Annotated in this window: 22 protein-coding genes; 5 read left to right on the top strand and 17 right to left on the bottom strand. The window is 69.6% G+C overall.

The window, feature by feature from the left end; genetic code table 11:
- Window positions 1-25 precede the first annotated feature (25 nt).
- A complete protein-coding gene (locus AB3388_RS01075; RefSeq protein ID WP_495408908.1) occupies window positions 26-1102 on the top strand; it encodes an LCP family protein in 1077 nt (358 codons plus the stop codon).
- A gap of 7 nt (window positions 1103-1109) precedes the next feature.
- Here the strand turns inward: AB3388_RS01075 and AB3388_RS01070 are convergent, their stop codons facing one another.
- The 3 genes from AB3388_RS01070 to AB3388_RS01060 all read right to left on the bottom strand — a co-directional run bounded on the left by AB3388_RS01070 (window position 1110) and on the right by AB3388_RS01060 (window position 4618).
- Entirely contained in the window at window positions 1110-1241 is a 132-nt protein-coding gene (locus tag AB3388_RS01070) for a hypothetical protein (protein WP_495408907.1), read from the bottom strand.
- Window positions 1242-1386: 145 nt separating this feature from the next.
- Window positions 1387-2706 carry a UDP-glucose dehydrogenase family protein gene (locus tag AB3388_RS01065; RefSeq protein WP_495408906.1) on the bottom strand — a complete coding sequence of 440 codons (1320 nt, stop codon included), beginning with the start codon at window positions 2704-2706 and terminating at the stop codon, window positions 1387-1389.
- Between the two features lie 1060 nt (window positions 2707-3766).
- Window positions 3767-4618, bottom strand: coding sequence for a hypothetical protein (locus AB3388_RS01060; RefSeq protein ID WP_495408905.1), 852 nt, complete (start codon window positions 4616-4618; stop codon window positions 3767-3769).
- A 164-nt stretch (window positions 4619-4782) separates the two neighbouring features.
- On the opposite strand from AB3388_RS01060, the gene AB3388_RS01055 reads away from it, so the two are divergent.
- Complete coding sequence (locus AB3388_RS01055; protein WP_495408904.1) at window positions 4783-5364, top strand: arsenate reductase/protein-tyrosine-phosphatase family protein; 582 nt, start codon at window positions 4783-4785, stop codon at window positions 5362-5364.
- An 80-nt stretch (window positions 5365-5444) separates the two neighbouring features.
- On the opposite strand, the gene AB3388_RS01050 is transcribed toward AB3388_RS01055, so the two are convergent.
- The 9 genes from AB3388_RS01050 to AB3388_RS01010 form a co-directional block, all read right to left on the bottom strand.
- Window positions 5445-6410 (bottom strand): GDP-L-fucose synthase family protein, encoded by a 966-nt coding sequence (locus AB3388_RS01050; RefSeq protein WP_495408903.1) that lies wholly within the window; start codon window positions 6408-6410, stop codon window positions 5445-5447.
- A 117-nt stretch (window positions 6411-6527) separates the two neighbouring features.
- The gene (locus AB3388_RS01045) at window positions 6528-7901 is read right to left on the bottom strand and encodes a tyrosine-protein kinase domain-containing protein (protein WP_495408902.1); all 1374 of its coding nucleotides are present in this window, start codon (window positions 7899-7901) and stop codon (window positions 6528-6530) included.
- A 131-nt stretch (window positions 7902-8032) separates the two neighbouring features.
- Window positions 8033-8392, bottom strand: coding sequence for an LbetaH domain-containing protein (locus tag AB3388_RS01040; RefSeq protein ID WP_495408901.1), 360 nt, complete (start codon window positions 8390-8392; stop codon window positions 8033-8035).
- Window positions 8393-8645: 253 nt separating this feature from the next.
- Window positions 8646-9659, bottom strand: coding sequence for a GDP-mannose 4,6-dehydratase (gene gmd, locus AB3388_RS01035; RefSeq protein WP_495408900.1), 1014 nt, complete (start codon window positions 9657-9659; stop codon window positions 8646-8648).
- A 267-nt stretch (window positions 9660-9926) separates the two neighbouring features.
- Window positions 9927-11195, bottom strand: a complete 1269-nt coding sequence (locus AB3388_RS01030; RefSeq protein WP_495408899.1) for a glycosyltransferase — start codon at window positions 11193-11195, stop codon at window positions 9927-9929.
- Window positions 11192-12079, bottom strand: coding sequence for a glycosyltransferase family 2 protein (locus tag AB3388_RS01025; protein ID WP_495408898.1), 888 nt, complete (start codon window positions 12077-12079; stop codon window positions 11192-11194). Before AB3388_RS01025 ends, AB3388_RS01030 begins: the two co-directional genes overlap by 4 nt.
- 16 nt (window positions 12080-12095) lie before the next feature.
- Complete coding sequence (locus AB3388_RS01020) at window positions 12096-13388, bottom strand: hypothetical protein (protein WP_495408897.1); 1293 nt, start codon at window positions 13386-13388, stop codon at window positions 12096-12098.
- 5 nt (window positions 13389-13393) lie between these two features.
- Window positions 13394-14629, bottom strand: coding sequence for a hypothetical protein (locus AB3388_RS01015; protein ID WP_495408896.1), 1236 nt, complete (start codon window positions 14627-14629; stop codon window positions 13394-13396).
- A gap of 116 nt (window positions 14630-14745) precedes the next feature.
- Entirely contained in the window at window positions 14746-15513 is a 768-nt protein-coding gene (locus AB3388_RS01010; RefSeq protein ID WP_495408895.1) for a WecB/TagA/CpsF family glycosyltransferase, read from the bottom strand.
- Between the two features lie 408 nt (window positions 15514-15921).
- On the opposite strand from AB3388_RS01010, the gene AB3388_RS01005 reads away from it, so the two are divergent.
- The gene (locus AB3388_RS01005) at window positions 15922-16323 is read left to right on the top strand and encodes an acyltransferase (protein ID WP_495408894.1); all 402 of its coding nucleotides are present in this window, start codon (window positions 15922-15924) and stop codon (window positions 16321-16323) included.
- A gap of 236 nt (window positions 16324-16559) precedes the next feature.
- Here the strand turns inward: AB3388_RS01005 and AB3388_RS01000 are convergent, their stop codons facing one another.
- From AB3388_RS01000 to AB3388_RS00985, 4 genes are all read right to left on the bottom strand, one after another.
- On the bottom strand, window positions 16560-17297 hold the full coding sequence (locus tag AB3388_RS01000) for a PP2C family protein-serine/threonine phosphatase (protein WP_495408893.1): 738 nt from the start codon (window positions 17295-17297) through the stop codon (window positions 16560-16562).
- 119 nt (window positions 17298-17416) lie between these two features.
- Window positions 17417-17860 carry a DUF4190 domain-containing protein gene (locus tag AB3388_RS00995; protein WP_495408892.1) on the bottom strand — a complete coding sequence of 148 codons (444 nt, stop codon included), beginning with the start codon at window positions 17858-17860 and terminating at the stop codon, window positions 17417-17419.
- Window positions 17861-17979: 119 nt separating this feature from the next.
- Window positions 17980-18453: a hypothetical protein gene (locus tag AB3388_RS00990; RefSeq protein ID WP_495408891.1), complete on the bottom strand. Its 474-nt coding sequence runs from the start codon at window positions 18451-18453 to the stop codon at window positions 17980-17982.
- 187 nt (window positions 18454-18640) lie between these two features.
- A complete protein-coding gene (locus tag AB3388_RS00985) occupies window positions 18641-19093 on the bottom strand; it encodes a DUF4190 domain-containing protein (RefSeq protein WP_495408890.1) in 453 nt (150 codons plus the stop codon).
- 454 nt (window positions 19094-19547) lie between these two features.
- Here AB3388_RS00985 and AB3388_RS00980 point away from each other — a divergent pair, with 454 nt between their 5' ends.
- Complete coding sequence (locus AB3388_RS00980) at window positions 19548-20078, top strand: hypothetical protein (RefSeq protein WP_495408889.1); 531 nt, start codon at window positions 19548-19550, stop codon at window positions 20076-20078.
- 94 nt (window positions 20079-20172) lie between these two features.
- Window positions 20173-20967, top strand: coding sequence for a hypothetical protein (locus tag AB3388_RS00975; protein ID WP_495408888.1), 795 nt, complete (start codon window positions 20173-20175; stop codon window positions 20965-20967).
- Window positions 20968-20970: 3 nt separating this feature from the next.
- Here the strand turns inward: AB3388_RS00975 and nrfD are convergent, their stop codons facing one another.
- The gene (nrfD, locus tag AB3388_RS00970) at window positions 20971-21981 is read right to left on the bottom strand and encodes an NrfD/PsrC family molybdoenzyme membrane anchor subunit (RefSeq protein WP_495408887.1); all 1011 of its coding nucleotides are present in this window, start codon (window positions 21979-21981) and stop codon (window positions 20971-20973) included.
- Between the last annotated feature and the right edge of the window lie 21 nt (window positions 21982-22002).

Genomic DNA, 22002 nt, shown 5'->3' with positions numbered 1-22002 from the left:
AGCACGGGGGACGACGGGGGACCACTTGAACGCCGACGAGTCGAACACGTCCGCGGAGGCCGACGACGCACCCGCCGAGGACATCCCTCCGCGCCGGCGGAAGCTGCTCCGCCGCACGCTGATCAGCGCCGGCGTCCTCGCGATCGTCCTGGCCGTGCTCGTCGGCGGCGGGCTGTGGTTCGTGACCGCGCGCTATGCCGGCAACATCGACCGGATCGACGACGTCTTCGCCGGTCTCGACGAGAGCGACCGGCCGGCCCCCGCCACCTCGGCCGACGAGCCCGGCGGCGACCCGGTCACCTTCCTGCTTGTCGGCTCCGACACCCGCGGGCACCCCGCCTCGGGCGAGGACCCCGACGGCCGCTCCGACGCGATCATGATCGCCCGGCTGTCCGCGGACCGGCAGCACGCCCAGCTGATCTCCATCCCCCGCGACTCGTGGGTCGACATCCCCGGCCACGGGATGAACAAGATCAACGCCAGCTACGCGTTCGGCGGCCCGAGCCTGCTCATCCAGACCGTCGAGCAGCTGACCCAGGTGCGCATCGACCACTACGTCGCGGTCGACTTCGACGGCATCGCCGAGGTCACCGACGCGCTCGGCGGGGTCGACGTCGAGGTCGCCGAGACCACGACCAACGGCGACTACACGTTCACGGCCGGCGTCAACCACATCACCGGCGCGCAGGCCCGCTGGTACCTCGGCCAGCGCTACGGGCTCGACGGCGGTGACTTCGACCGCGTGAAGCGCCAGCAGCAGTACCTGCAGGCGGTCTTCCAGAAGCTGTTCAGCTCGGACACGTTCAAGGACGTCGGCAAGCTCGACGGGTCGCTGCGGGCGCTGACCGACTCGGTGAGCATCGACGACACCCTGGGCAGCACCGACCTGTTCCAGCTCGCGTACTCGATGCGCGACCTGACGCCGGAGAACGTCGACTTCTTCACCGCACCCGTGCTCGGCACCGGCCGGGAGGGCACGGCGAGCGTCGTCTACCTGGACGGCGTCACCTGCGAGCGCATGTGGGCGTATCTGCACAGCGACTCGCTGGCGCAGAACGCTGCGGAGTTCGACAAGCAGGCGCTGCCCGACGTCCCCCGCTGACGGGCGGCTAGGTACTGAGAGCGGTCGGCCGCTCGATCGCGTACGCGGCGCGCAGCCGCGCAGCGGCCGCTCCGGGCAGCCCGGTCCGCGCGTGCGTCTGCAGGAGGGCCACGGCGTCCCGTAGCGCTTCCATGGTCATCGGCGCGAGCTCCTCGAGCCTGCGCATGACGTCGTGCACTTCTTTCACTGGTCCCCCGACCACCCAGGTATTGGAAGGGCGCATAGTGCAGGACCAGCGGCGGGAGGAACAGACAGTTCGCGACGCCGGGCGAAAAGCGCCGTGATCAGCCGGCGCGACGGCCCAGGGCGCGGTACGTCCAGCCGGCCGCGGTCCAGGCGTCCATGTCGAGGGCGTTGCGCCCGTCGAGCACCCGCTTCTGCGCCACGACCTTGCCGAACTCGACCGGGTCGAGTTCGCGGTACTGCCGCCACTCGGTGAGCACGAGGACGGCGTCGGCGCGCTCGGCGGCCTCCTCCGGGGTGGCCACGTAGTCGAGATGCGGCCACTCGCGGCAGCTGTTCTCGATGGCGGCCGGGTCGGTGACGCGGACGACGGCGCCCTGCAGTTGCAGCTGCTGCGCGACGTTGAGCGCCGGCGAGTCGCGGATGTCGTCGGAGTCGGGCTTGAAGGCCGCACCGAGCACCGCCACCCGCTTGCCCAGCAGCGAGCCGTCGAGCACCTCACGGGCCAGCTCCACCATGCGGATCCGGCGGCGCATGTTGATGTTGTCGACCTCGCGCAGGAAGGTCAGCGCCTGGTCGGCGCCCAGCTCGCCGGCGCGGGCCATGAACGCGCGGATGTCCTTGGGCAGGCAGCCGCCGCCGAAGCCGAGGCCGGCGTTGAGGAACTTGCGGCCGATCCGGTCGTCGTAGCCGATCGCGTCGGCCAGCAGCTTGACGTCCGCGCCGGTCGCCTCGCACAGCTCGGCCATGGCGTTGATGAACGAGATCTTCGTGGCCAGGAACGAGTTCGCTGCCGTCTTCACCATCTCGGCGGTGGCGTAGTCGGTGACGACCTGAGGCGTCTTCCGCTCCACGATGGGCGCATACGCCTCGTCGAGCAGGGCGCGGGCGATGTCCCCGTCCGGACCGGACGGAAGGCCGTAGACGAGGCGGTCGGGATGCAGGGTGTCCTCGACGGCGAAGCCCTCGCGGAGGAACTCGGGGTTCCAGGCCAGCAGCGCGCCGGGCACCTTGCTCGCGATGAGCTCGCTCAACCGGGCGGCGGTGCCGACCGGGACGGTGGACTTGCCGGCCACCAGCTCGCCGGGCGCGAGGACCTCGAGCAGCGACTCGGTGGCCGCCTCGACGTACCGCAGGTCCGCCGCGTACTCGCCCCGCTTCTGCGGCGTGCCCACGCACAGGAAGTGGACCTGGGCGCCGGCCGCGTCGGCGAAGTCGGCGCTGAACCGCAGCCGCCCCGACGCCAGGGTGCGACTCAGGAGATCGTCGAAGCCGGGCTCGTAGAAGGGCGTCCTGGCGTGGGAGAGAGCATCGACCTTCTGCTGGTCGACGTCGATCCCGACGACCTCGTGGCCGAGCTCCACCATCGAGGCGGCGTGGACGGCACCGAGATATCCGCAGCCGATGACCGAGATCCGCACCGCACCTCCCACCGATCGCCGGAAACACTTCGCTCCCGAAGTGGATCACGTCGACCCTCCTGCTGCAGGGCGGACGCGCGCACCTATCGTCCCGCCGGCGCAGCGGCGCCGACCAGTCTGGTGAAACCGGGCGGGTCGGACAGCCATGAGGACGGCGGGGGCCAGGGTTGACGGCGGAGCGCCGGGGCACACCACGGTCGGAGGTACACCGTCAGCCTCACTCGAGGACGCTCATGACCTGGGTGCTGGTCATCGGGATGGCCTGCTGGCCGTCTCCGCGATCGCCGCGCTGGCGATCGTGCGCGCGATCCGGGTGGCCGACGAGAAGGAGGGCCGCTCACCCGACGCGCCCCCGTCCCCGACGCGCCTCCGTTGCCGACGACCGAGGGCCTGGCCGCGCACGAATCGGTGACTCCCCCGCTGCGCAAGACCGGCACAGACGGCGCGACCGAGGGGACCGCCGGGTCGCACGGCGGTCGCGTCGTCCCCTTCCGCCGCCGCACGTGACCTGGCACGCTGGTTGCGTGCTCAACGGGACGAGGAGCCGCCCCCACGCGGACCGACACGCAGCCGTGGCGCCCCGCCGACTGGTGCACCTGCACTGGTTCCGCTGGGCGGGCGACGACCCCTTCGGCGGGTCGAGCCTCTACGCCTGCCGCTGCGGGGTCGTGCGTCCGGCTCTCTGACGGCCGTGCTCGGCGGCGCAGCCGAGAGCGCTCGTATCGCCGGCTCAGCCAGGGCAACACGGCAGCTATCTGTGGGCCGGCGTGGGCTCGGACGTGAGGAGACGAACGCGTTTCCAGTCCTGACCTACACAGACTTCCAGGGCGTACTGGTCAGAGTGCCGTGCCCCGGTTCGTGTGACGGCAAGCCGATGTCGAATCGCACGCATGGTGCCTTCGACGGCGGCGCCTTCGGTGCCCGCCCCTTCGAACTCCTGGTCGGGCAGCACCGCGCCTGAGGTCGTGACAAGCCGGTACCTGGCCATGCATGCCGTATACCCGAGCACGCGTGGGTCAATGAATCCGTCGGAAGCGAGTTCGGGCCTGGTCCGGCAGGGTCAGCCGTTGACGTCCCACGCGGCCTGGTGACCGGATGCCCGCTCCGGCAGATCGAGCGTTTGTGCGTCCACCTCGCGGCGCAGTGGCCAGCCGGCCGGCAGCACCAGACGCGGAGCGACACCGGCCAGCACCGCGATGAGGAAGGCGACGCCGGCGAGCGCCTCGCCCGATTCCTCCAAGTACGTCGCCGCCGCGCCCCACCCGGGGTCTGCGATGTTCGAGAGCGCGGACAGGCCGACCGAGGCCACGGCGAAACCGGCCAGCGAGCCCAGGACCCGTGCGCGGTCACGCCGCTCGGTGCGGCTGAGGAACCAGAGCGCCCCGACGACCGCCACGGCCGCGAGGACGCTGAGCGCCGTGGCGGCGGTTGAGCCGACGGCGGCGCTGAGCGCCTGCATGCCGTCCGCGTGCAGAGTGCTGCCGGCCTTCACCGCGGCGATGACGCCAGCGACCAGACCGACGGCGGTCCACCAGGTTCGGCGCCCCGGCATCGCGCCTGCCCCGGCCAGGGCGACGAGCCCCGCGCCGGCAAAGAGCAGCGCGACGAACAGGCGCGGCGCGGAGTACGGCGCGTCCATGGAGAACGCCTGCGATGTCGAACCGTTCAGCCGGAGGATGAAGCCGCCGGTCTCCAGCGCGACGGCGAGTGCCGCCAGCGCGATGCCGACCGGTGGCAGCGGGATGCGCCTGCGCGGCTCACGAGCGACAGCCGAACGAGGGGCGTCAGCCGTGGCCAGGACGCCGTCAGCCGCCTCGTGACGATCGGCCAGCCGGATGCCGCGGCCCACGACGACTCCGACGGCGAGGGCGACCGCGAACCACGCAGCCAGCCCTCCGAGGATCCACCACATCCACACGGTGGACTCATCGGCACGCCGACGCCGAAACCTGAGCAGGCTGCTCAGATGTGCCTGCGCTCAGGGGGCGCCCGAGGAGTTCCCCCCGACTAGCCCGTTGGGGTCGGGATTGCTTGCGAGCCGTATGGGTCCGCCCCGGGAATGCCTACGGTCCAGGAGTGCGCCTGCTCTTCGTCTGCACCGGAAACCTGTGCCGTTCACCGCTTGCGGAGCGGCTGCTGCGCGCGTGGGCACCGGGCGACATCGACCTCGAGGTCTCCAGTGCGGGGGTGTACGCCGACGTCGGTTCGCCGATGGAGCCGCGGGCGGCTGAGGCGCTGCGCGGGCTCGGCGGCGACCCCACAGACTTCCGCGCCCGCGCCCTGACGGAAACCGTCGCGCTGGACGCCGACTTGGTGTTGACGATGACGCGGAAGCACCGCACCCACGTGCTCGAGCTCAACCCGCGGGGCCTGCGCCGCACTTTCACACTCCTCGAGGCGGCGAGCCTGTTACCGCACGCAGACCTCATGGGACTACCGGCACTTCCCGGCTCCCAGCGGGCGCGGGAACTCGGACTGCGTCTCGACGCCGCCCGCCGGTCCCATTTCCCGTCTCAGGACGACGACATGCCCGACCCGATCGGGCTCTCCAGTCGGGAACACCGCGAGATCGGCGAACGAATCGCCCAGGCCCTCCAGCCGCTCGCAGACGCCCTACTGGACATCCATCCGGCGGTCCGACCCCCTCACGAGCACTGAACGAACCGCGCCACAGCCCGCGCGAGAGGCGCTGCGCCATTGCGGCATGACCTCACGCGCGAGCGCCACACTCAAGCGCGTCACGCCGCTCGCAGCGCGCCCGCGGCGAGTTCCTCGATGTACCAGGTATAGGTCTGCTGGAGCCCCTCGCGCAGCCCGATCTCGGCGCGCCAGCCGAGGCTCTGCAGCTTGCTGACGTCCAGCAGCTTGCGCGGCGTGCCGTCCGGCTTGCTGGTGTCGAACTCCAGCCGGCCCTCGTAGCCGACGATGTCAGCGACGAGCTCGGCGAGCTGACGGATGGAGAGGTCCTCGCCGACGCCGACGTTGATCGGCTCGGGCGCGTCGTAGTTCTCCAGCAGGAACAGACAGGCCCGCGCCAGGTCGTCGACGTGCAGGAACTCGCGCCGCGGCGTCCCGCTTCCCCAGACCGCCACCGCCGGCAGCCCTTGTTCCTTCGCCTCGTGGAACCGCCGGATCAGGCCCGGCAGCACATGCGAGTTCGTCGGATGGAAGTTGTCACCCGGCCCGTACAGGTTCGTCGGCATCGCGGAGATGTAGCGCACGCCGTACTGGCGGCGCAGCGCCTGCACCTGGAGCACGCCGGAGATCTTGGCGATCGCATAGGCATCGTTGGTCGGCTCCAGCGGGCCGGTGAGCAGGCTGTCCTCGCGGATCGGCTGGGGTGCCAACTTCGGGTAGATGCAGCTCGAACCCAGGAAGAGCAGCTTCGTGGCGCCGTGCCTGGCGGCCGCATCCAGGACGTTGACCTGCATGCGCAGGTTGTCGGAGATGAAGTCCGCCGGATAGGTGTTGTTCGCCACGATCCCGCCGACCTTCGCCGCCGCCATGACCACGGTTTCCGGACGCTCGGCGGCGAAGAACTCCTCTATTGCGGCTGGGTCGCGCAGGTCGAGCTCTGCGGATGTCCGCGTAATCAGCGAGTCGAAACCCTCCGCCTCAAAGCAACGCAGTACAGCGCTCCCGACCAGGCCCCGATGCCCAGCCACGAAAGTGCGGGCCTCCCGAGCGAGTCGTGCAATCGTCATGTCCGTCCTTCCTTACAACAGCGGCTCGCGAATTCGTCCTTCATGGAGAGCAGGACGCCGCTGCCGTCGCTCTTCTCGCCTGGAGCCGAGGGCGGCCCATCCTGAGTGCGAAGTGGCTCACCCCTTGGACGAGTGAGCGACCCGCCGGTGATCCCTCTCGTACGTGTAGCCATAGCCCGCCATCCGCTCCTTCGGCGGAACGATGTTGAGGACGACGCCCAAGGCCTGGGCGCCGACCCGCTGCAGCGTGGCAGCCGCCTGCTGGAGCTGCTCCTTGCGCGTGCAGCCGTGGCGGACGCTGAGCAAGACCCCGTCCATGTGCGCTGCCAGCCCCGACGCATCAGCGACCGGCAGCAGGGGCGGGGCATCGACGAGCACGAAGTCGCTTGTGCCGCGCAGCTTGTCAAGGACCGAGGCCATGTGCTCGGACATGAGCAACTCACCGGGGTTCGGCGGCAACGGGCCGGCGGCGATGACCTCGAGGCCGTCGCGGTAGGTCTGCACGACGTCGTCGATCTCCGCGTTGCCGGTCAGGACGCTGGTCAGGCCCGCGCCGGAGACGAGACCCAGATACCGTGCGACCTTGGGCCGGCGCAGGTCTGCCTCCACGATCGTGACGCGGCGACCGGCTTCAGCGAGCGCGATGGCGAGGTTGATCACCAGGGTGGTCTTGCCCTCCGACTGGAGGGCGCTCGACACCATGATGACCTTCGGCGGGTCATCGACGTTGAGGAACTGCAGGTTCGTACGCAGTTGCCGGTAGTCCTCTGCGGCGCGGTTGCCGAGCGATCCCTCCACGACATGCCGCTTCTCCAGGCCGCTGTCACGAAACACCGAACCGATGACCGGGGCGCCCGCGAACTCGACGGCCTGGTCAGAATCCTTCACCGAGCGGTCCAGTTGGGCTCTTGCGATCGCGAGCCCCGCTCCTACGAAAAGACCAATCAGCATCCCGAGAGCGACGTTCCGCGAGGTCTGCGGCGAACTGGCGGTCGTAGGGACTCGGGGCTCGTCGGTCACCGCGACCTTGACCGGGGAGGGCCCGCCGTCCGCGGGGGTCTCGAGGTCCGTCGCAAGGATCGAGAATTCACTGCCCAACGCGTCAGCGATGAGCTGAGCCCGCTCGGGAGAGGAGTCGGTGACCGTCACGTCGATGAGCACCGTGTCCACGACAGCGGTCGCAGTGATCTCGTCCCGCAACTCGGATGGCGTCATGTCCAGACCCAGCCGATCGATCACCCGCTCGGCCAGGTCCTCACCCGCGATGAGTCGGGCGTACGAGGTGACGCGTTGCTGGGAGAACTGGCTACCGGCGAATGCGTCCGAGGTCGAGGCGCTGTCCGGCGTCGAGACGAACAGTTGGGTCGACGACGTGTAGCTCGGCGTCTGCAGCAGGCTGACCAACAATGCCGCACCACCGCCGAGCACGAGACAAACAATGGGCAGCCACCTCGCAGCGCGCAGCGCGGCGAGGATTTCTCTCAGTTCCACATCAACCCCGATTTCCGAGCGGTCGGCCTATTGCGCCTATGACCGCCGCGTATGGCGAACGATAGGTGGCGGTAAACGCCGCCGACTCAACAGTTTCGGTTCACGCCCCTCGAATGGGTACGCCGACAGGTTCAGGAGCGGCGCCGTAGAGGGGTGGCGGGGTTCCCGGCGACGACCGCCTTTGCGTCGACATCCTGAACGACAACCGCACCGGCCCCTACGACAGCCCCATCGCCCACGCGGACATCGCCCAAAATAATGGCAGAGGCGCCGATCTCGACCTCGTCGCCGAGGCGAGGCACCGGCCCGCCTCGGAACTTGTTTCCGATGACGATGCCGTTTCGTAGCGTGACATCACGGCCGATTTCGACATGGTCGTTCACGACCAATCCGAAACCGTGATAGATCTTCAGGCCCGAGCCGGCGTGGACCCTCAGCGGCAACTCGAGGCCGAAGAACGATTCGCTTATCAAGCGGTACGCCAAGTCCACGGCGAGCCTAGCGACACGCGGCGCCCGACTGGAGCGGACTGCCTGGCAAGCGCGGAAGAACGCCAAGAACAGCTGGAACTTCGGGTTCCCTTCGTTGGCTCGCCAGTCCTGCCCGATAACCGCACGTAGACCGCCTGGACCTCGTGAGGAACGTTGTGCGGTCAAGACTTCTCCAAAGGTCGTCGCGGCGTCGGTTTCCATTGCTCGGAGCTGCGGTCAGGCCACGCGCCGCACTGCATCTCGGGCCGAGCCGTCAGCGGTCGACGCGGACCAGACGCCCCGAGCGTTCGTCGTCGAGGAGCTTGACGTCAGCATCGACCATGATCTTGACGAGTTCGGGGGTGAGGACCTTCGGCTTCCAGTCCAGTTCGGTCCTGGCCTTGGAGTAGTCACCGATGAGCGCGTCGACCTCGGTCGGGCGTTCGTAGCGAAGGTCGTGCTCGACGTACTTCTCCCAGTCGAGCCCGACGTGCTCGAACGCCATGCGGACGAAGTCGCGCACCGAGTAGGCGGTGTTGGTCGCGAGGACGTAGTCGTCCGGCTTCGGCGCCTGGAGCATGCGCCACATACCCTCGACGTACTCGGGTGCGTAGCCCCAGTCGCGGACGGCGTCGAGGTTGCCCATGTACAGCTTGTCCTGGAGACCGGCCTGAATCCGGGCGACGGCCCGGGTCACCTTGCGGGTGACGAAGGTGGCGCCTCGACGCGGTGACTCGTGGTTGAAGAGGATGCCGTTGACGGCGAAGATGCCGTACGCCTCGCGATAGTTGCGCGTCGCCCAGTAGGCGTAGACCTTCGCCACTCCGTAGGGGCTGCGCGGGTAGAAGGGCGTGCGCTCGTCCTGCGGCGGTGGAGTGGCGCCGAACATCTCCGACGACGACGCCTGATAAATCTTGGTCCGAACGCGTGCCGCTCGAATCGCCTCGAGAAGGCGGATCGCGGCGATGCCCGTCACGTCCCCAGTGAAGACCGGCTGGTCGAATGAGACGCGCACGTGCGACTGGGCGCCGAGGTTGTAGACCTCGTCCGGGTTGATGTCGCGAAGCAGGTTGATCAGGGAGACGCCGTCATTCAGGTCACCGTAGTGCAGGAAGAGGTGCCGATCGCTGACGTGCGGGTCCTCGTAAATGTCGTCGAGGCGACCGGTGTTGAAAGAAGACGACCGGCGGACGAGCCCGTGGACCTCGTAGCCCTTGCTCAGAAGTAGTTCGGCCAGGTACGAGCCGTCCTGCCCCGTAATGCCTGTGATCAAGGCAGACTTAGCCACTGAGCTATTCCTCACTTCCCGTGGACCCAGACCATCGGGCCCTTCCGCTCGACTCGACCGCCGAGTCGGTTCCACTGCTAACCTACGGCCGAATTAGGGCGTAAGACGACGTTCGTGGACTTTGCCCCACTCGACAGGGGGAAAGTGCGGCAAGGCCCGGCTCGCTGCGGGCAATGGTGGCTATGCCGACCCGCCGCGTCGTCGCAGGCCATTGCCGTAGCGCGCACCCGATAACGGTTTCGGAATTACGACCGGCCGTTCCCCGAGTCACGCGCGACGGTCTGACCATCCCGATGCCCCGCCAGTCTCGGTCAAGCGACTGCCCGGGCACGGATCCTTCGAGAGATCCGCAGCGTCTGAAAGACCTCGCAGACTCGCCGCAAGAATGCGACGCGGCGCATCCGGAGCCTGCCGGCTCCGAGCCGCTGCCAGGCAGGATTCCCGCGAGATGGCGGCCGCTCGGATCACGGCATCCGCCAACTCGTCGGGCTCGCGACTGGGGACGCGTATCCCGTTGAGGGGGTAGGCCAGGCTGCTTTCCGGGTCCGCCTCGACCGTCGCAACCACCGGGAGTCCCACCGCGTTGGCCTCGATCGCAACCGTGGGGGAACCCTCGAAGTGCGACGTCATCAACAGCAACCGAGCCGAGGCCATGAGCTTGGCCACTTCCGCGCGAGGTTGAGGCCCGAGTAGCCGGATGTCCGGGCCGAGACCTGCCCGTTGGGCCAAGTCGCGGACTTCCTGCTCGAGTACGCCGTTTCCCACCATGGTCAGGCGAGCCGCGACACCCCTGGAACGCAGCCGGTCGAGGACCTTCAGCGCCAAGACCGGGTCCTTCTGCCAATCGAAACGGCCGACCCAGCACATGTCGACCTGGCCGTCCGCCTGCCCTGCGTGCACCGCGGGGCGGAAAGTCTCGGGGTCGTACCACGTCTGGGCAAGCATCACGTCCGAGCGGATGGCCCGGAGTCGTTTCTCGTCAGCACTGCAGAACGCAGTCACCGTGGCGGCACGCCCGATCGCTGCCTCTTCTACGCGTGCGTGTAGCCAGGGGAGGCGCCGCCACACCGACTCCGAGGCCGGCCCACGCAGGTTGGGCCCCGTGTTGTGCAGGAACAGGCAGACCGGCCCACGACGAAGCGCGCTCAGCAGCAGGCCAGTTTCGACCCGGTGTGCTTGATAGGTCGCCTTCGGCAACCGGCGAACAAAGCGGAGGATTCCGGCCGAGAGCGACATCGAGTCCGGAAAGCACGAGATGATGGACGCCTTGCCGGCTTCGGGCGTCCTCACGACAGGCAAGAACCAGACGGGAAGACCCTCGATCTCCGCTCTTGTCCATCGGCCGAGCTCGACATCCGGGCGCGACGTCGCTCCCACGACACCGAAGCGCAGACCTGGCGGACCGAACTTCACGAAGCCCCTGATGATGGTCTCGATCCCGTTGGCCGAGGCGCGCGCGACATTCACCTGCTCACAGATGACGAGATCGAGGTCCGGAAGGTCCGTGTCGACCGGGCCCACCAGAGCCGCCGTCACGAGCTCACCCGACGCACGTGCGCATGCGCCATGCTGCACACAGCAAGCAGGCGGAAGGCACTCACCAAGATGCGATTCCGAGCCGATCTCCGGCGCAGCGCTCGCCAGCGGGTCGTGATCTCGCGGACCTCATTGAGGCGTCCTCGCCGGGCTGCGGTTCTGAGCAGCGTGTTGACCAAGTAGTTGGCGTACGCCTCTTCGCTCAGCGAGCGCAGACGGTCGAGCCATGCCTGCCAGCCGTCGGTCATCAGGCGGGCATCGTTCCGCGATTGGTCCTCGTGGACGACCAGAGTCACCGCGTCCACCTGACGGATCCGGTGACCGTGCTTCTCCAGGGTCAGGAGCCACGTGATGTCCTCCATGACCGGCAACTGCGCGTCCATCGCATGATGGGCGACAACCCGACGGGCGACGAGTGAGGGCGTGGCCAAGCGGCGCTCGCGGGCGCGCCACGTGTCAGCTCCGTACAGGAAGTCGATCAGCCGGCCACCGCGGAAGACTTCGCGCGGCATGAGCCTGTCTGCTCCGCCACCGCGCAAGACCGCTCGGCTGCTGACGACGTCGAGGTCGGGATCGCCCGCCAACTCCCCGCCGGTCACCTCGAGGTGGTGGGACAGCCAGACGTCGTCGTCGTCCAGGAAGGCGAGCAGCTCGCCACGTGCCGCAGCCATGCCCACGTTGCGCGCCGCCGCGGCACCGACGCCGCCCTCCGTTCGGAGGATCCGGACACGTCCGTCGTCGAGCTCGGCCAGATCCGGCAGCGGACTCTCAGGCGACCCATCGAAGACGACAAGGACCTCTGCGGGCGCCAGAGTCTGACCCAGCGCGGAAGACACCGCCGCACCAAGGGCCGGCCGGCCCACCGTCGGGATGATCACGGACACACTCGGGACTGTCATGTCACGCTCCTGCCTGCACGGCGAGCCCATGAGCTCGGATCCGACGGTTCAGTGATTGCCTCTGCATCGCGAACAAGCTCAGGTCAGCAGTGGCGGACATCGCCGCCCATGCCAGGAGCACGAACTCCCCGCCCCAGGGAACCGCCACCAGAAAGGCCCCGATCGCCAACACGACCTTGGCCACGGACCAGCTGAGCTGTCTCCCCATCTCGTTCGTCAACTGCAGGGTTTGCGACACCGGCCCGATCCAGAAGATGGAAGCCCAGTAGATCGCCGCGGCTATGACGACTCCCTGGACGTCCTCCCACTCCGGGTGAAGTGCGGGCAACAGCAGGGAGACGATCCAGGCGACGACGCCGAACCCGAGGCCTGCGGAGACGAAGAGGCACACCGTCCACCGGGCGTGCCAGCGTCGCAACGCATGCCATCGCTGCTCGCGAGCGTGTCGCGCCGCTTCCGCGTAGAAGATCGGCTGGACCGTGGCGAAGGCGGCGGCCACACCCGCGCTGAACAATCTGCTGCACAACGCCCACGCACCCGCGATCGCCTCGTTGCTCACGGCGGGAAGCAGCACCAGCGGCGACTGCGCAGCCAAGGCCAGGAGCAGGTTGCTCAGCGGCTGGTATCGCACCTGCCGCAGCGCGGTCGCCCAATCGCTGCGTGACGCCGGCTTGAGATCCTGGGCGACGCTCGGCTCGATGCTGATCAGCAGGGCATTGCCCATGACAAGCGACACGACCCAGGCACCGGTGAGCGCGACGAACCCGGGCAAGGGGGAAGCAGCGAGGCTGACGAGCAGGACCGCATTCGTCACCCCCTGGGACATGCGCGAGGCGCTCAGCGATTGAGGAGTCGATTCACGCAGAACGACCACGGTGAGCAGCTGCTGCCAGGCCATCAAGGCGCAGGCGAGTACAGCCATCAGCACGGTGATCCCCAGACTCGTCCCCGTCGTCACGAGGAGCACGCCCGTCGCGCCGAGACCGACGACGAGCAAGCCGGCCGTTGCAGAGAAGGCGACTCTCAGGAGGGCACCCGTGTCGGCACGGTCGACCACGGCGAGACGAGTCTCGACGGCACAGGTGCTGCAGGCGCTCATGATGCTCGCCAAACCGAAGGCGAGGCCATAGAGGGCGAAGTCCCCGGGTTCCAACCAGGCGGCGCTCACCAGGAGCGCCGCGAGGACCGATCCTTGCGCTACGACCGTCGACATCATCAGGCGTGAGGCCGCAGCAGCACGTCCGTGGAATGCCGCCCGGGCGGTCGACGTGTCGGAAGTGAGTTCGTCGCTCAACCGGCTCACCACGAGGTCCGCTCTCTCCCTCGGCCGGTGATCGCTTCTTCCGAACACTCCCGGTCGGGACCTCCCCGAGCCGAGCACATCAATCCCAGGGCCAGCAGCGCGGCCAGGAAGCCGACGGTCCTGACCTCCAAATTCCAGGCGGCTTCGTCAAGGCCTTGGATTGCAGCAGCCAGCGCCAACCCCAGGGCGATGTAACGTCGCGCAGTCCACTGGGCCGTGAAGGCCAGCGCAGAGAGAGCTGCGACGACGAGCACCCAGCCCGTGATCCCCGCCAATGCGAGTACATGAGGCGCCTGGCCGTGCTCGCCGATGACCGCGAATCCGCCGAGCAGAGTGGCTGTTCGCTTCATGGTCTCGGGTCCGGAGCCGACGAACAATGCAAACCCATCGAGTTGCTGGCGCATCGCCCAGTAAATAAGACCCCTGCCGGTCAGAGCGGTCGGCGATGCAAGCAAAAATGTCGCTGTCGAGGCAAGAAAGGCAACCAACGGGGCAAGGCGCCAGAGGATGTGCGGCCTCGTCCCAGACGAGCTCAGCTTTCGATACGCATAGGCTACGAAGACGACGGAAACAGCGATCGTCGCCAGTGCCGTACGGCTACCCGTGCCCAGGACGAGCAATGTCGCCACAGTGAGGGAGAACACCAGGCGGGGAGCGCTGCGGCGGACGAGGACCAAAGGCAAAGTTGTGACCACCAGTGCGGCAGCCGCGTTCTCGTGTGTCGTGAAGCTGATGAAGAGGCTGCCGAAGATCCCACACTTGTCCGGCCGACACGGCGATTGACCAGCCGTCGGGAAGCTCAGCGCGTACACGAGCAGCGCGACCACAGTGACGTCGCGGAGAAGATCCAGCCGAGCCACGGAGAGGAGGGTAGGTGGGCAGCTCGCGACACCTACCGAGAGCAGCACTCCGCTCGACAGCGTGACGATGTCCGCCGTTGTGATCGTGTTGCCCTGGAAGAAGAGAACGGACAACGCCCACCACGAAACGAGCAGCAGCATCGCTGCTGCGTACGGCGTGATGGCCGGGCGGACCCGCGGCGCCGAGAGGATGGCCATGCTCGCGATGGCCACCGCGAGCAACATGAGCCCGACGCCGACCAGTCCACCCATGTTCCCGTTCGCGACCAGCGTCGTGCTGCCGTGAGCATCTGTTCGCAGCCGCCCACCGTCCAGGACCCGAGTCAGAAGTGTGGACAGGAGGACGCTGAGGCCGAGCACCAGCAGAGCCATCCCGCCGTAGTCCGGTGGACTCCGGAAGCCCGCAGGCGCTGGGGCCGCCGAGCAGGGCGATCGAGGAAGCTCGAGACTCAGATACGGCTCCTGCACACCCCGCCTCATGTTCACGATCACGACCGGTGGGAGATGACGGCCCAGATGAAGCGAACGTTGCCGAAGAGGTAGCGTCGCCAGAGGCGCCTCGGCTCCACCGCGAGCCGGAAGAGCCATTCGAGGCCGGCGCGGCGCAGAGCAGGCGGCGCCTCCTTGACGGTGCCTGCCACGAAGTTGAACACCGCTCCCACGCCCGCAGCCGGGCGCCCGGTCGCCTCGGCGAGCGCGGCGGTTGCGAAGTCCTGCTTCGGCGTTCCGAGGCAGACCCAGATCACATCGGGATCTGCCTGCTTGATCGCAGTGCTGGCCTCGGGAATCCAATCATCCAGGTGTGGACTGAACGGCGGCGAGAACGAGCCGACGAACTTCACCGATGGGAAGCGCTCTTCGAGCGTCTTCTGCACCTCCGCCAGGACCTCGGGAGTAGCGCCGAGGAGGTAGTGCCTGAGCCCGTGGGCGACACCCCGCTCGAGCACCTCCAAGAAGAAGTCATTCCCTCGAATCTGGCCTGGCGTCAGACCGTGCTTCCGAGCCCGGAGCCGCATCAACCGTGCCACGGGCAGGCCATCAGGAAAGTTGACGCCGTTGCCGGCCAGCACCGCTCGATAGTCTTCCTCGGTACTGGCGAGCGCCACGCAATAGGCATTGGCCAGGCGTACCGGTACCGGCTGCCTCTTGACGCGACCGGCGAGTGCGGTCGCGACCAGCCATTCGCTGGCCTCGGAGAGCGAGGCCGCAGCAAAGGGAACACTAGCGACGCGCATCGTCGAGAACTCAGCGGGCAAGCGGACAGTTCCTGCAGGGTTCACGGGATGCGCTCATTCCTTCCAGAGGCCACGAGCGCTGTCTTCCTGATGCGGCGCGTCGGACACGAGCAAAACTAGAACGGTTCAGGCTCCGTGGACACCGTCCGATGACGCGCCTCCCTCTTTGGAGGCATCCGGCGCCATTTGGTGACACAGACTGCTCACAGACGAGCGCCCACGCGCTGTTCACCCTGCCGCCCGTCGCGAGGACTCCTGCCTGATCAGCGACGCCTAGCGCTGACTTCCTCACCCTGGAAGGGTGAGATCCAGGCGAGGCCGACATTGAGGTCGTGGGATACTCGGCGAGTGTTGAACGGAGTCCGACTACTCGTGGTCAATGCGGCGTCAAGGTCTGAACTGCTCACAGGCCGAGCTCGACGCATCGCCATGATTCTCGTCGGCCTGCCCGTGGCGGATGTGCTGCTGGAGTCAGGTAGTCGTTTCAGGGGGCTCGACGTAAGAATCGGGCGAAATAGCTACATCAACCATGACTGCTATTTCGATCGAGGTCCGATCTCGATCGGAAAGAACTGCAACGTCAGCGCAGGCGTCAAATTCATGTCGAACGATCATGAAATGGGCGGGTCGATCCGTCGCGCCGGGGCGCTGGTGCAGAAATGCATCACCGTAGGTGACGGAACCTGGATCGGGGCGGGCGCCACCATCCTCGGAGGCGTGCACATCGGAGCCGGCTGCGTGATCGCCGCTGGGGCTGTCGTCACCAGGAGTACTGAGCCGAACGGCGTGTACGCAGGAGTACCTGCTGTGCGAAGGCGGGACCTGCCATAGCGACCAGCTGATCGGCGAGGCTCAAGACCAGCCCGGGAAGACGGCGGGGACCAGAAGCCCGACTGCTCGGCGCCGACCCTCAATTGCCGATCAGGCGCTGACCGAGCGGTGCCAGTGGAATCTCCGGCGGTAGTGCCGCGCTTCGGCGACTCGTCGGTCACTCCTCGGAGCCTGTCCTCGACGCCGGAAGCCGCCGATCCCGGCAAGGGCGGGATGGCAACGCCGTCGAGATGCTGCTACGCCTCGCCGTCGGCGCGCACGCGGACGACGACGACGCTCACATTGTCCTGGGCGCCGCCGTGGGTGGCCTCTGCGACCAGGTGGTCGGCGAGAACCTGGTCGTCGGTGTCGATCGCCATCAGCTGGGCGATCCGCTCGTCGCTCAGTTCGCCGGTGAGGCCGTCGGAGCAGACGAGGAAGCGCTGGCCGGCCTGCACGGGCAGCAGCGTGAAGTCGGGCTCGCCGCGGTCGCCGAAGCCGAGGGCCTTGGTGATCATGTGCCGCTGCGGATGGGTGAGCGCGCGCTCCTCGGTGATTGCGCCGGCGTCTACCAGCGCCTGGACGACGGAGTGGTCGGTGCTGACCCGCTCCAGCCCCTCCCCCGTCCACCGGTAGATGCGCGAGTCCCCGATGTGGAACACCGCCCAGCACAGCGTCCCCTCGTGCTCGGTGAGCGCCAGCCCGGCGACCGTCGTCCCCGGCCTGGTGGCGGCCTCGACCGCCTCCCCGAACGCCATGATGTCCTTGTCCGCCCGCTCGAGCGCCGTGCGGATCGCGTCGACACCGACGGTGGGGCTGCCCGCGATCTCGGCCAGGCGAGTGACGGCGTGCTCGCTCGCCTGGGCGCCCCCGACGTGGCCGCCCATGCCGTCGGCCACCGCGAACACCGGCGGCGCGACCAGGAACCGGTCCTGGTTCTCCGGCCGCAGCCCCGGATCGGTCGCGGCTCCCCAGCTGAGCTCGGGCTGTGGCATCGGTGCTCCTGTTTCGTCGTCCTCCCCGTGACCGCTGGTCCCCCCGAGGGCAGGCGGCCAGAGCCTAAGCGCTGACCAGGTACTCCGGCGCGTCAGGGCCGCAGGTCAGGCCCGTTTCGTCAGAAGCGGGACGCCGAGAGGAACGCGACGAGGACGATCAGGCCGGGGATCACGCCGATGATCCCGCAGACCAGGCCGGCGATCGCCAGGCCGCTGCTGGCCCCGGTCTTCTTCGCCTGCGACATGCCCGCGCCGCTCAGGACGATGCCCGTGCCGGCCAGCAGGAAACCGAGGATCGGGACCCAGGACAGGATCAGGCCCACCAACCCGGTCACGAAGCCGGCGATGCCGACGCCGTTGGCCGGGGCCGCCGGCGCGTACACCGGATAGGCCCCCGGCGCGTACCCCGGCGGCGGCCCGTACGGCATCGGCTGCTGGTACGACGGCGGCTGTGGGGAGTACGGCCCCTGCGGCGCGCCCCAGCCCGGGCCGGCCCCGTACGGCGGCACGCCGTCCTCGGGGCGTTTCGGTTCCTCCGGGTTGGTCCCGTACTGGTCGCTCACGTCAGCTCCTCACCCCGTCGGATCCGGCGCCGGCGACGCCCTGGTTCACAGTGCGGACCTGTGCGCCGCCTGGCAAGCGGCTGAGGCCTGCCGGCACCCCTCCGGGGCAGCGGGGACGGTCAATACGAGAAGGACGACGTCACCGCGACCACCACGAAGAGCCAGGCGATCACCGCGATCAGGCCGCAGACCAGGCCCGCGATGGCCAGGCCCGTGCTCATCCCCTTCTTCCTGCCCTGCGCGATGCCCACCCCGCCGAGCACGACCCCGAGCAGGCCGAGCACGAAACCGACCCAGGGCAGCCAGAACAGAATCAGCCCGACCAGGCCGGTGACGAACCCGGCCACGCCCAGACCGTTGGTGGGTGCCGGGGGCGCGTAGTAGCCCGCGGTGGGCGCGTAGCCGGGCTGCTGCCCGTACGGCGTGGTCTGCGGCGCGGACTGGTACTGCGGCTGCTGCGGTGCCTGGTACTGCGGTCCGCCACCGGGCGGCCCGGCGCCGTACGACGGCTGGCCGGAGCCGGAGGGCAGCGGATCGCCGGGCTCGCGGGAGGGCGGCTGGTCCGGGTTGAAGCCGTGCTGGTCGCTGCTCATGACAGCTCCTCGTGCTGAGGGATACCGGCGCCGGCGACGCCATGATTCACAGTGGGGACCCGGCTCCCGCCTGACAAGCGGCCCGTGCGTCCCGCGGGACCGCACCGGGGCCGGGAACGACGACGGGCCGGCGGCCCGGTCGTCGAGCGACCGGGACGCCGGCCCGCGCCTGCGGCCGAAGCGATCGTCAGAACGTCGAGACCGACGAGGCGACCGAGAGGACGAAGGTCAGCAGGAGAAGCCACGCGAGCACCGCGAGGATGCCGCAGACGAGGCCGGCGATCGCCAGACCCGTGGGGGCGCCCTTCTTCTTGCCCTGGGAGATGCCGACGGCGCCGAGCACGACACCGACGAGGCCGAGGATCATGCCGAACCACGGCACCCAGCACAGGACCAGGCCGACCAGGCCGGTCACGAAGCCGCCGACGCCGATCCCGTTGCCGGGCGCCTGCGGCGCCGGGGCGTAGCCGTAGGGCTGCGGCACGGGGGCGGCGTAGCCCTGCGGGGCATAACCCTGCGGCGCGGCGTATCCCTGCGGGGCCTGCTGGGCGTAGTCCGGCTGGCCGTAGTCCGGCTGGCCGTAGTCCTGCGCCGGCGGCGGGGTCTGCGGGGTGGTCGGGTCGTACGGAGGGGTGGACATGGCGTCCCCGTTTCGGTTCCTGTCGTCGGCTCGTCCGACGTTCCGGGGCAGATTCGTGACGGACGTCGCCGTCCGCAAGGGGGCGCACCGCGCGACTCCTCCCCGAGGGCCGACTGCGGGCACTCCTGTCCCAGCCGTCCGGGCTTGTCCCCTCGGCGGGGTACGCCGGCGCGGTTGCCCGGCCGAACGGCCTGGGTAACTCTGCTCTCCGACGAGCCGGGGTGCAGCAGTCGCCCCGGGATTCCGCACGCCCGCGACTTCCCTCCCTCGTTCCCCGGCGTCGATGCGCAGCCGACCACGGGGCAGCTCCCGCGCGCCGGAACGACCGTGACCCCGTCGTCCTAGGACGGCGGGGTCACGGGCCGGCGCGCCGCGTCCTCCCCTGCGGTCCCAGCCGTCGCAGGCGTTCTGCGGCCTGCCCGCTCCCGGCCGCCGTCCTGCCTAGCGTGGGGACGTGGCGCGAATCGGGACGGACGGCGGGTCGCGCCGCGCCTGGCTCGCCCCGCTGCTGGCGCTGGTGGCCATCGGCCTGCTGCCGGTGCTGGGCCGCTCGCTCGTCTGGCTGGGCACCGCGGCGGCCGACGCCCCGGTGACGACCTCCGCGCCCGTGACGGCCCCGTCCGCCGCCCACCCCGCGACGGCGCCCGCGACCCGCAGCCCGGCCGCCGCGACCACCACGCCTGCAACGCCCGCGACCTCGGCCCCGGTCGTCCGCGCCGCCCGCCCGGCCGCCGAGCGCAGCGCCGCCGTGGAGGAGGCGCCCGCCGAGCCGGTCCCGAGCGCGCCGGAGGTCGTCGTCCCCGCGCCGGTCGTCGTCCCCTCGCGCGAGGACGACGACGCCGTGGCGAGTCCCCAGGACCAGCCGCCGACGTCGTCCCAGCCGGACCCCGACGTGCCGAGGGCGGACCCGCCGGTGGTGGGCGACCCCGTCACCGGGGACCCCGCGCCCGAGCCGGAGCCCCCGGCGGAGCCGGTCGGCAACTGACGCCGTCGTGGCTCCTGTGACGGACGTGCCCGGCGGGTTGCGACACACTCCCGTTCCGGGCCGGTCGGCCGGCAACGCCCCTAGCCTCTCCGGCATGCCCTGTCCCACCTGTGGGGCGACGGATGCGCGCACCCAGCTCCTGCCCGGTTACTGGCGCTGCGACGCCGTCGCCGCGGTCGACGAGCTGGTCGGCGTCGGCGGCGCCCAGCCGGCCCCCGGCGTGCGCTGCAGCACCATCTACCTGCAGGCGCGGGCCGACGACTCCGGCCCCGCGCTGTGCCGCTGCGGCGCTCCCGCGCTCGGCGAGTGCTCGGAGTGCACCCGGCTGGTGTGCGGCGACCACTCCGACCTGTGGCGCGGCTGGCGGGTGTGCGACCGGGACCTCGCCCGCGCCCGGATGCAGGAGCGGGCGGCCGCCGCGGCCGAGGAACGCCGCATCCGCGAGGCCGTGGCCGCCGCCGAGGCCGAGCGCCGGCGACAGCGCCACACCCGGCTGGAGCTCTCCGCCGAGGACGCCCTGGGGCTGCTCTACGTCGACGAGCCGCGGACGGAGCAGGAGATCCGGTCGGCGGCCGACGTCCTCCGGGGGCTGTCCGCCGCGGACTTCACCGCGCTGTGTCTCGCCGTGCTGCCGCAGATCTGCGACCGGGTGAAGACGAAGCGCAGCGGCCTGCAGCGGCTGTCGGGCTGGCCGTTCGCCGGCCCCGACTACCACGACCGGTCGTGGTTCCTCACCGCCAAGGGCGACTGGTACCGCAGCGGCTCCTACGGGGAGTCCGGCGCGGAGCAGGGCCACCGCGGGCGCAAGGTGCGCTTCGACGACACCGAGAAGCGGGCGATCGTCTACGAGATGGCCTGGCAGCAGTCGGTCGACAGCGGCGTCGCCTGATCGTCAGCGGGTGACCGTCGGCGCGTGCCCGTTCTCGCGGGCGGCGAGCCGCTCGCGCTGGGGGACGACGGTGTACTTCGGGTCCTTGGTGCTTTCCACGCCGGCGTCGAAGACGCCGAAGCGGGTGAGCAGCGAGCCGGCCGCCAGCAGCGCACCCGAGGCGACCGCGCCGACCCGGGACCGCCCAGCCAGCACGGTGAGCCCGGCGCCGGCCGCGGTGCACGCCTTGGCCACGCGCAGGAACGTGCCGGCCCGCCCCTCGTGGTACGGCTCGCTGACGATCCCGTGCCCGTTCTCCACCCGGTGCATCGCGGCCAGCTCGATCGCCGCGCCGGCGACGGCCATCTTGCGCGCCGGCCCGGCCTCGGCCACCGGAGAGAACGCCATCGTGATGCCGCCGCCGGCCGCCATCGCCGAGCCGGAGAAGACGAACGGCAGCTCCTCCCCCGCCGCGTGCCACGACGGGACGGCGGTGTTGGCCAGCAGCACCGCGGTGTAGGTCGTCATCGGCCCGCCGAGCACGCCGGCGCCGACCGCGGCGATCTTGCGCAGCGCCGGGAACCAGCCGAGCAGGTGCAGCCCCGCCGTCCCCACGGTGAGCGCGCTGAACGGCGAGAGGATGTACGACCCCACCGACAGCGGCGACGTCGGCTTGAACACCCGCAGCATGTGCAGGAACCGCTCCGGCCGGCCGAGGTCGACGACCAGCAGCCCGACCGAGGCCAGCGCGCCCCCGCCGGCCAGCAGGTGCGCCGCCTTGGTCAGTGTCGGCCGCTTCGTGAACTCCCCGAGCGCGCCGAGCACCGACGCCGACCCGGCCGCGCCGCCCAGGAACAGGTAGAGCGGCACCTCCGGGCTCTTCCACACCGGCGGCTTGAGGATCGGACGCCCGTAGTAGGAGGTGAACTCGACGTCGTCGACCATCGAGACCTCGCCGCGGGCCCCTCGCCCGCGGCCGCTCCTGCGCCGGCGCGCCGGCCCGCGGTCGGCCTGCCGCCACTCGCCCGCGGTCATCCCCAGAAGGGCCAAAATGGC

This window comes from Geodermatophilus sp. SMS 5-13 (assembly GCF_059428245.1).
Note: the sequence above shows the minus strand (reverse complement) of the source record. Positions and strands in the feature narration are given on the sequence as shown.

Excerpts from the sequence above, each read along its gene's own strand:
- AB3388_RS00975 (WP_495408888.1), top strand. The coding sequence starts at position 20,173 with ATGCCCTGTCCCACCTGTGGGGCGACGGATGCGCGCACCCAGCTCCTG.
- AB3388_RS01015 (WP_495408896.1), bottom strand. The coding sequence starts at position 14,629 with ATGGCTCTGCTGGTGCTCGGCCTCAGCGTCCTCCTGTCCACACTTCTG.
- AB3388_RS00985 (WP_495408890.1), bottom strand. The coding sequence starts at position 19,093 with ATGTCCACCCCTCCGTACGACCCGACCACCCCGCAGACCCCGCCGCCG.
- AB3388_RS00990 (WP_495408891.1), bottom strand. The coding sequence starts at position 18,453 with ATGAGCAGCGACCAGCACGGCTTCAACCCGGACCAGCCGCCCTCCCGC.
- AB3388_RS01070 (WP_495408907.1), bottom strand. The coding sequence starts at position 1,241 with ATGACCATGGAAGCGCTACGGGACGCCGTGGCCCTCCTGCAGACGCAC.
- AB3388_RS01005 (WP_495408894.1), top strand. The coding sequence starts at position 15,922 with ATGATTCTCGTCGGCCTGCCCGTGGCGGATGTGCTGCTGGAGTCAGGT.
- AB3388_RS01060 (WP_495408905.1), bottom strand. The coding sequence starts at position 4,618 with ATGTGGTGGATCCTCGGAGGGCTGGCTGCGTGGTTCGCGGTCGCCCTC.
- nrfD (WP_495408887.1), bottom strand. The coding sequence starts at position 21,981 with ATGACCGCGGGCGAGTGGCGGCAGGCCGACCGCGGGCCGGCGCGCCGG.
- AB3388_RS01050 (WP_495408903.1), bottom strand. The coding sequence starts at position 6,410 with ATGACGATTGCACGACTCGCTCGGGAGGCCCGCACTTTCGTGGCTGGG.
- AB3388_RS01000 (WP_495408893.1), bottom strand. The coding sequence starts at position 17,297 with ATGCCACAGCCCGAGCTCAGCTGGGGAGCCGCGACCGATCCGGGGCTG.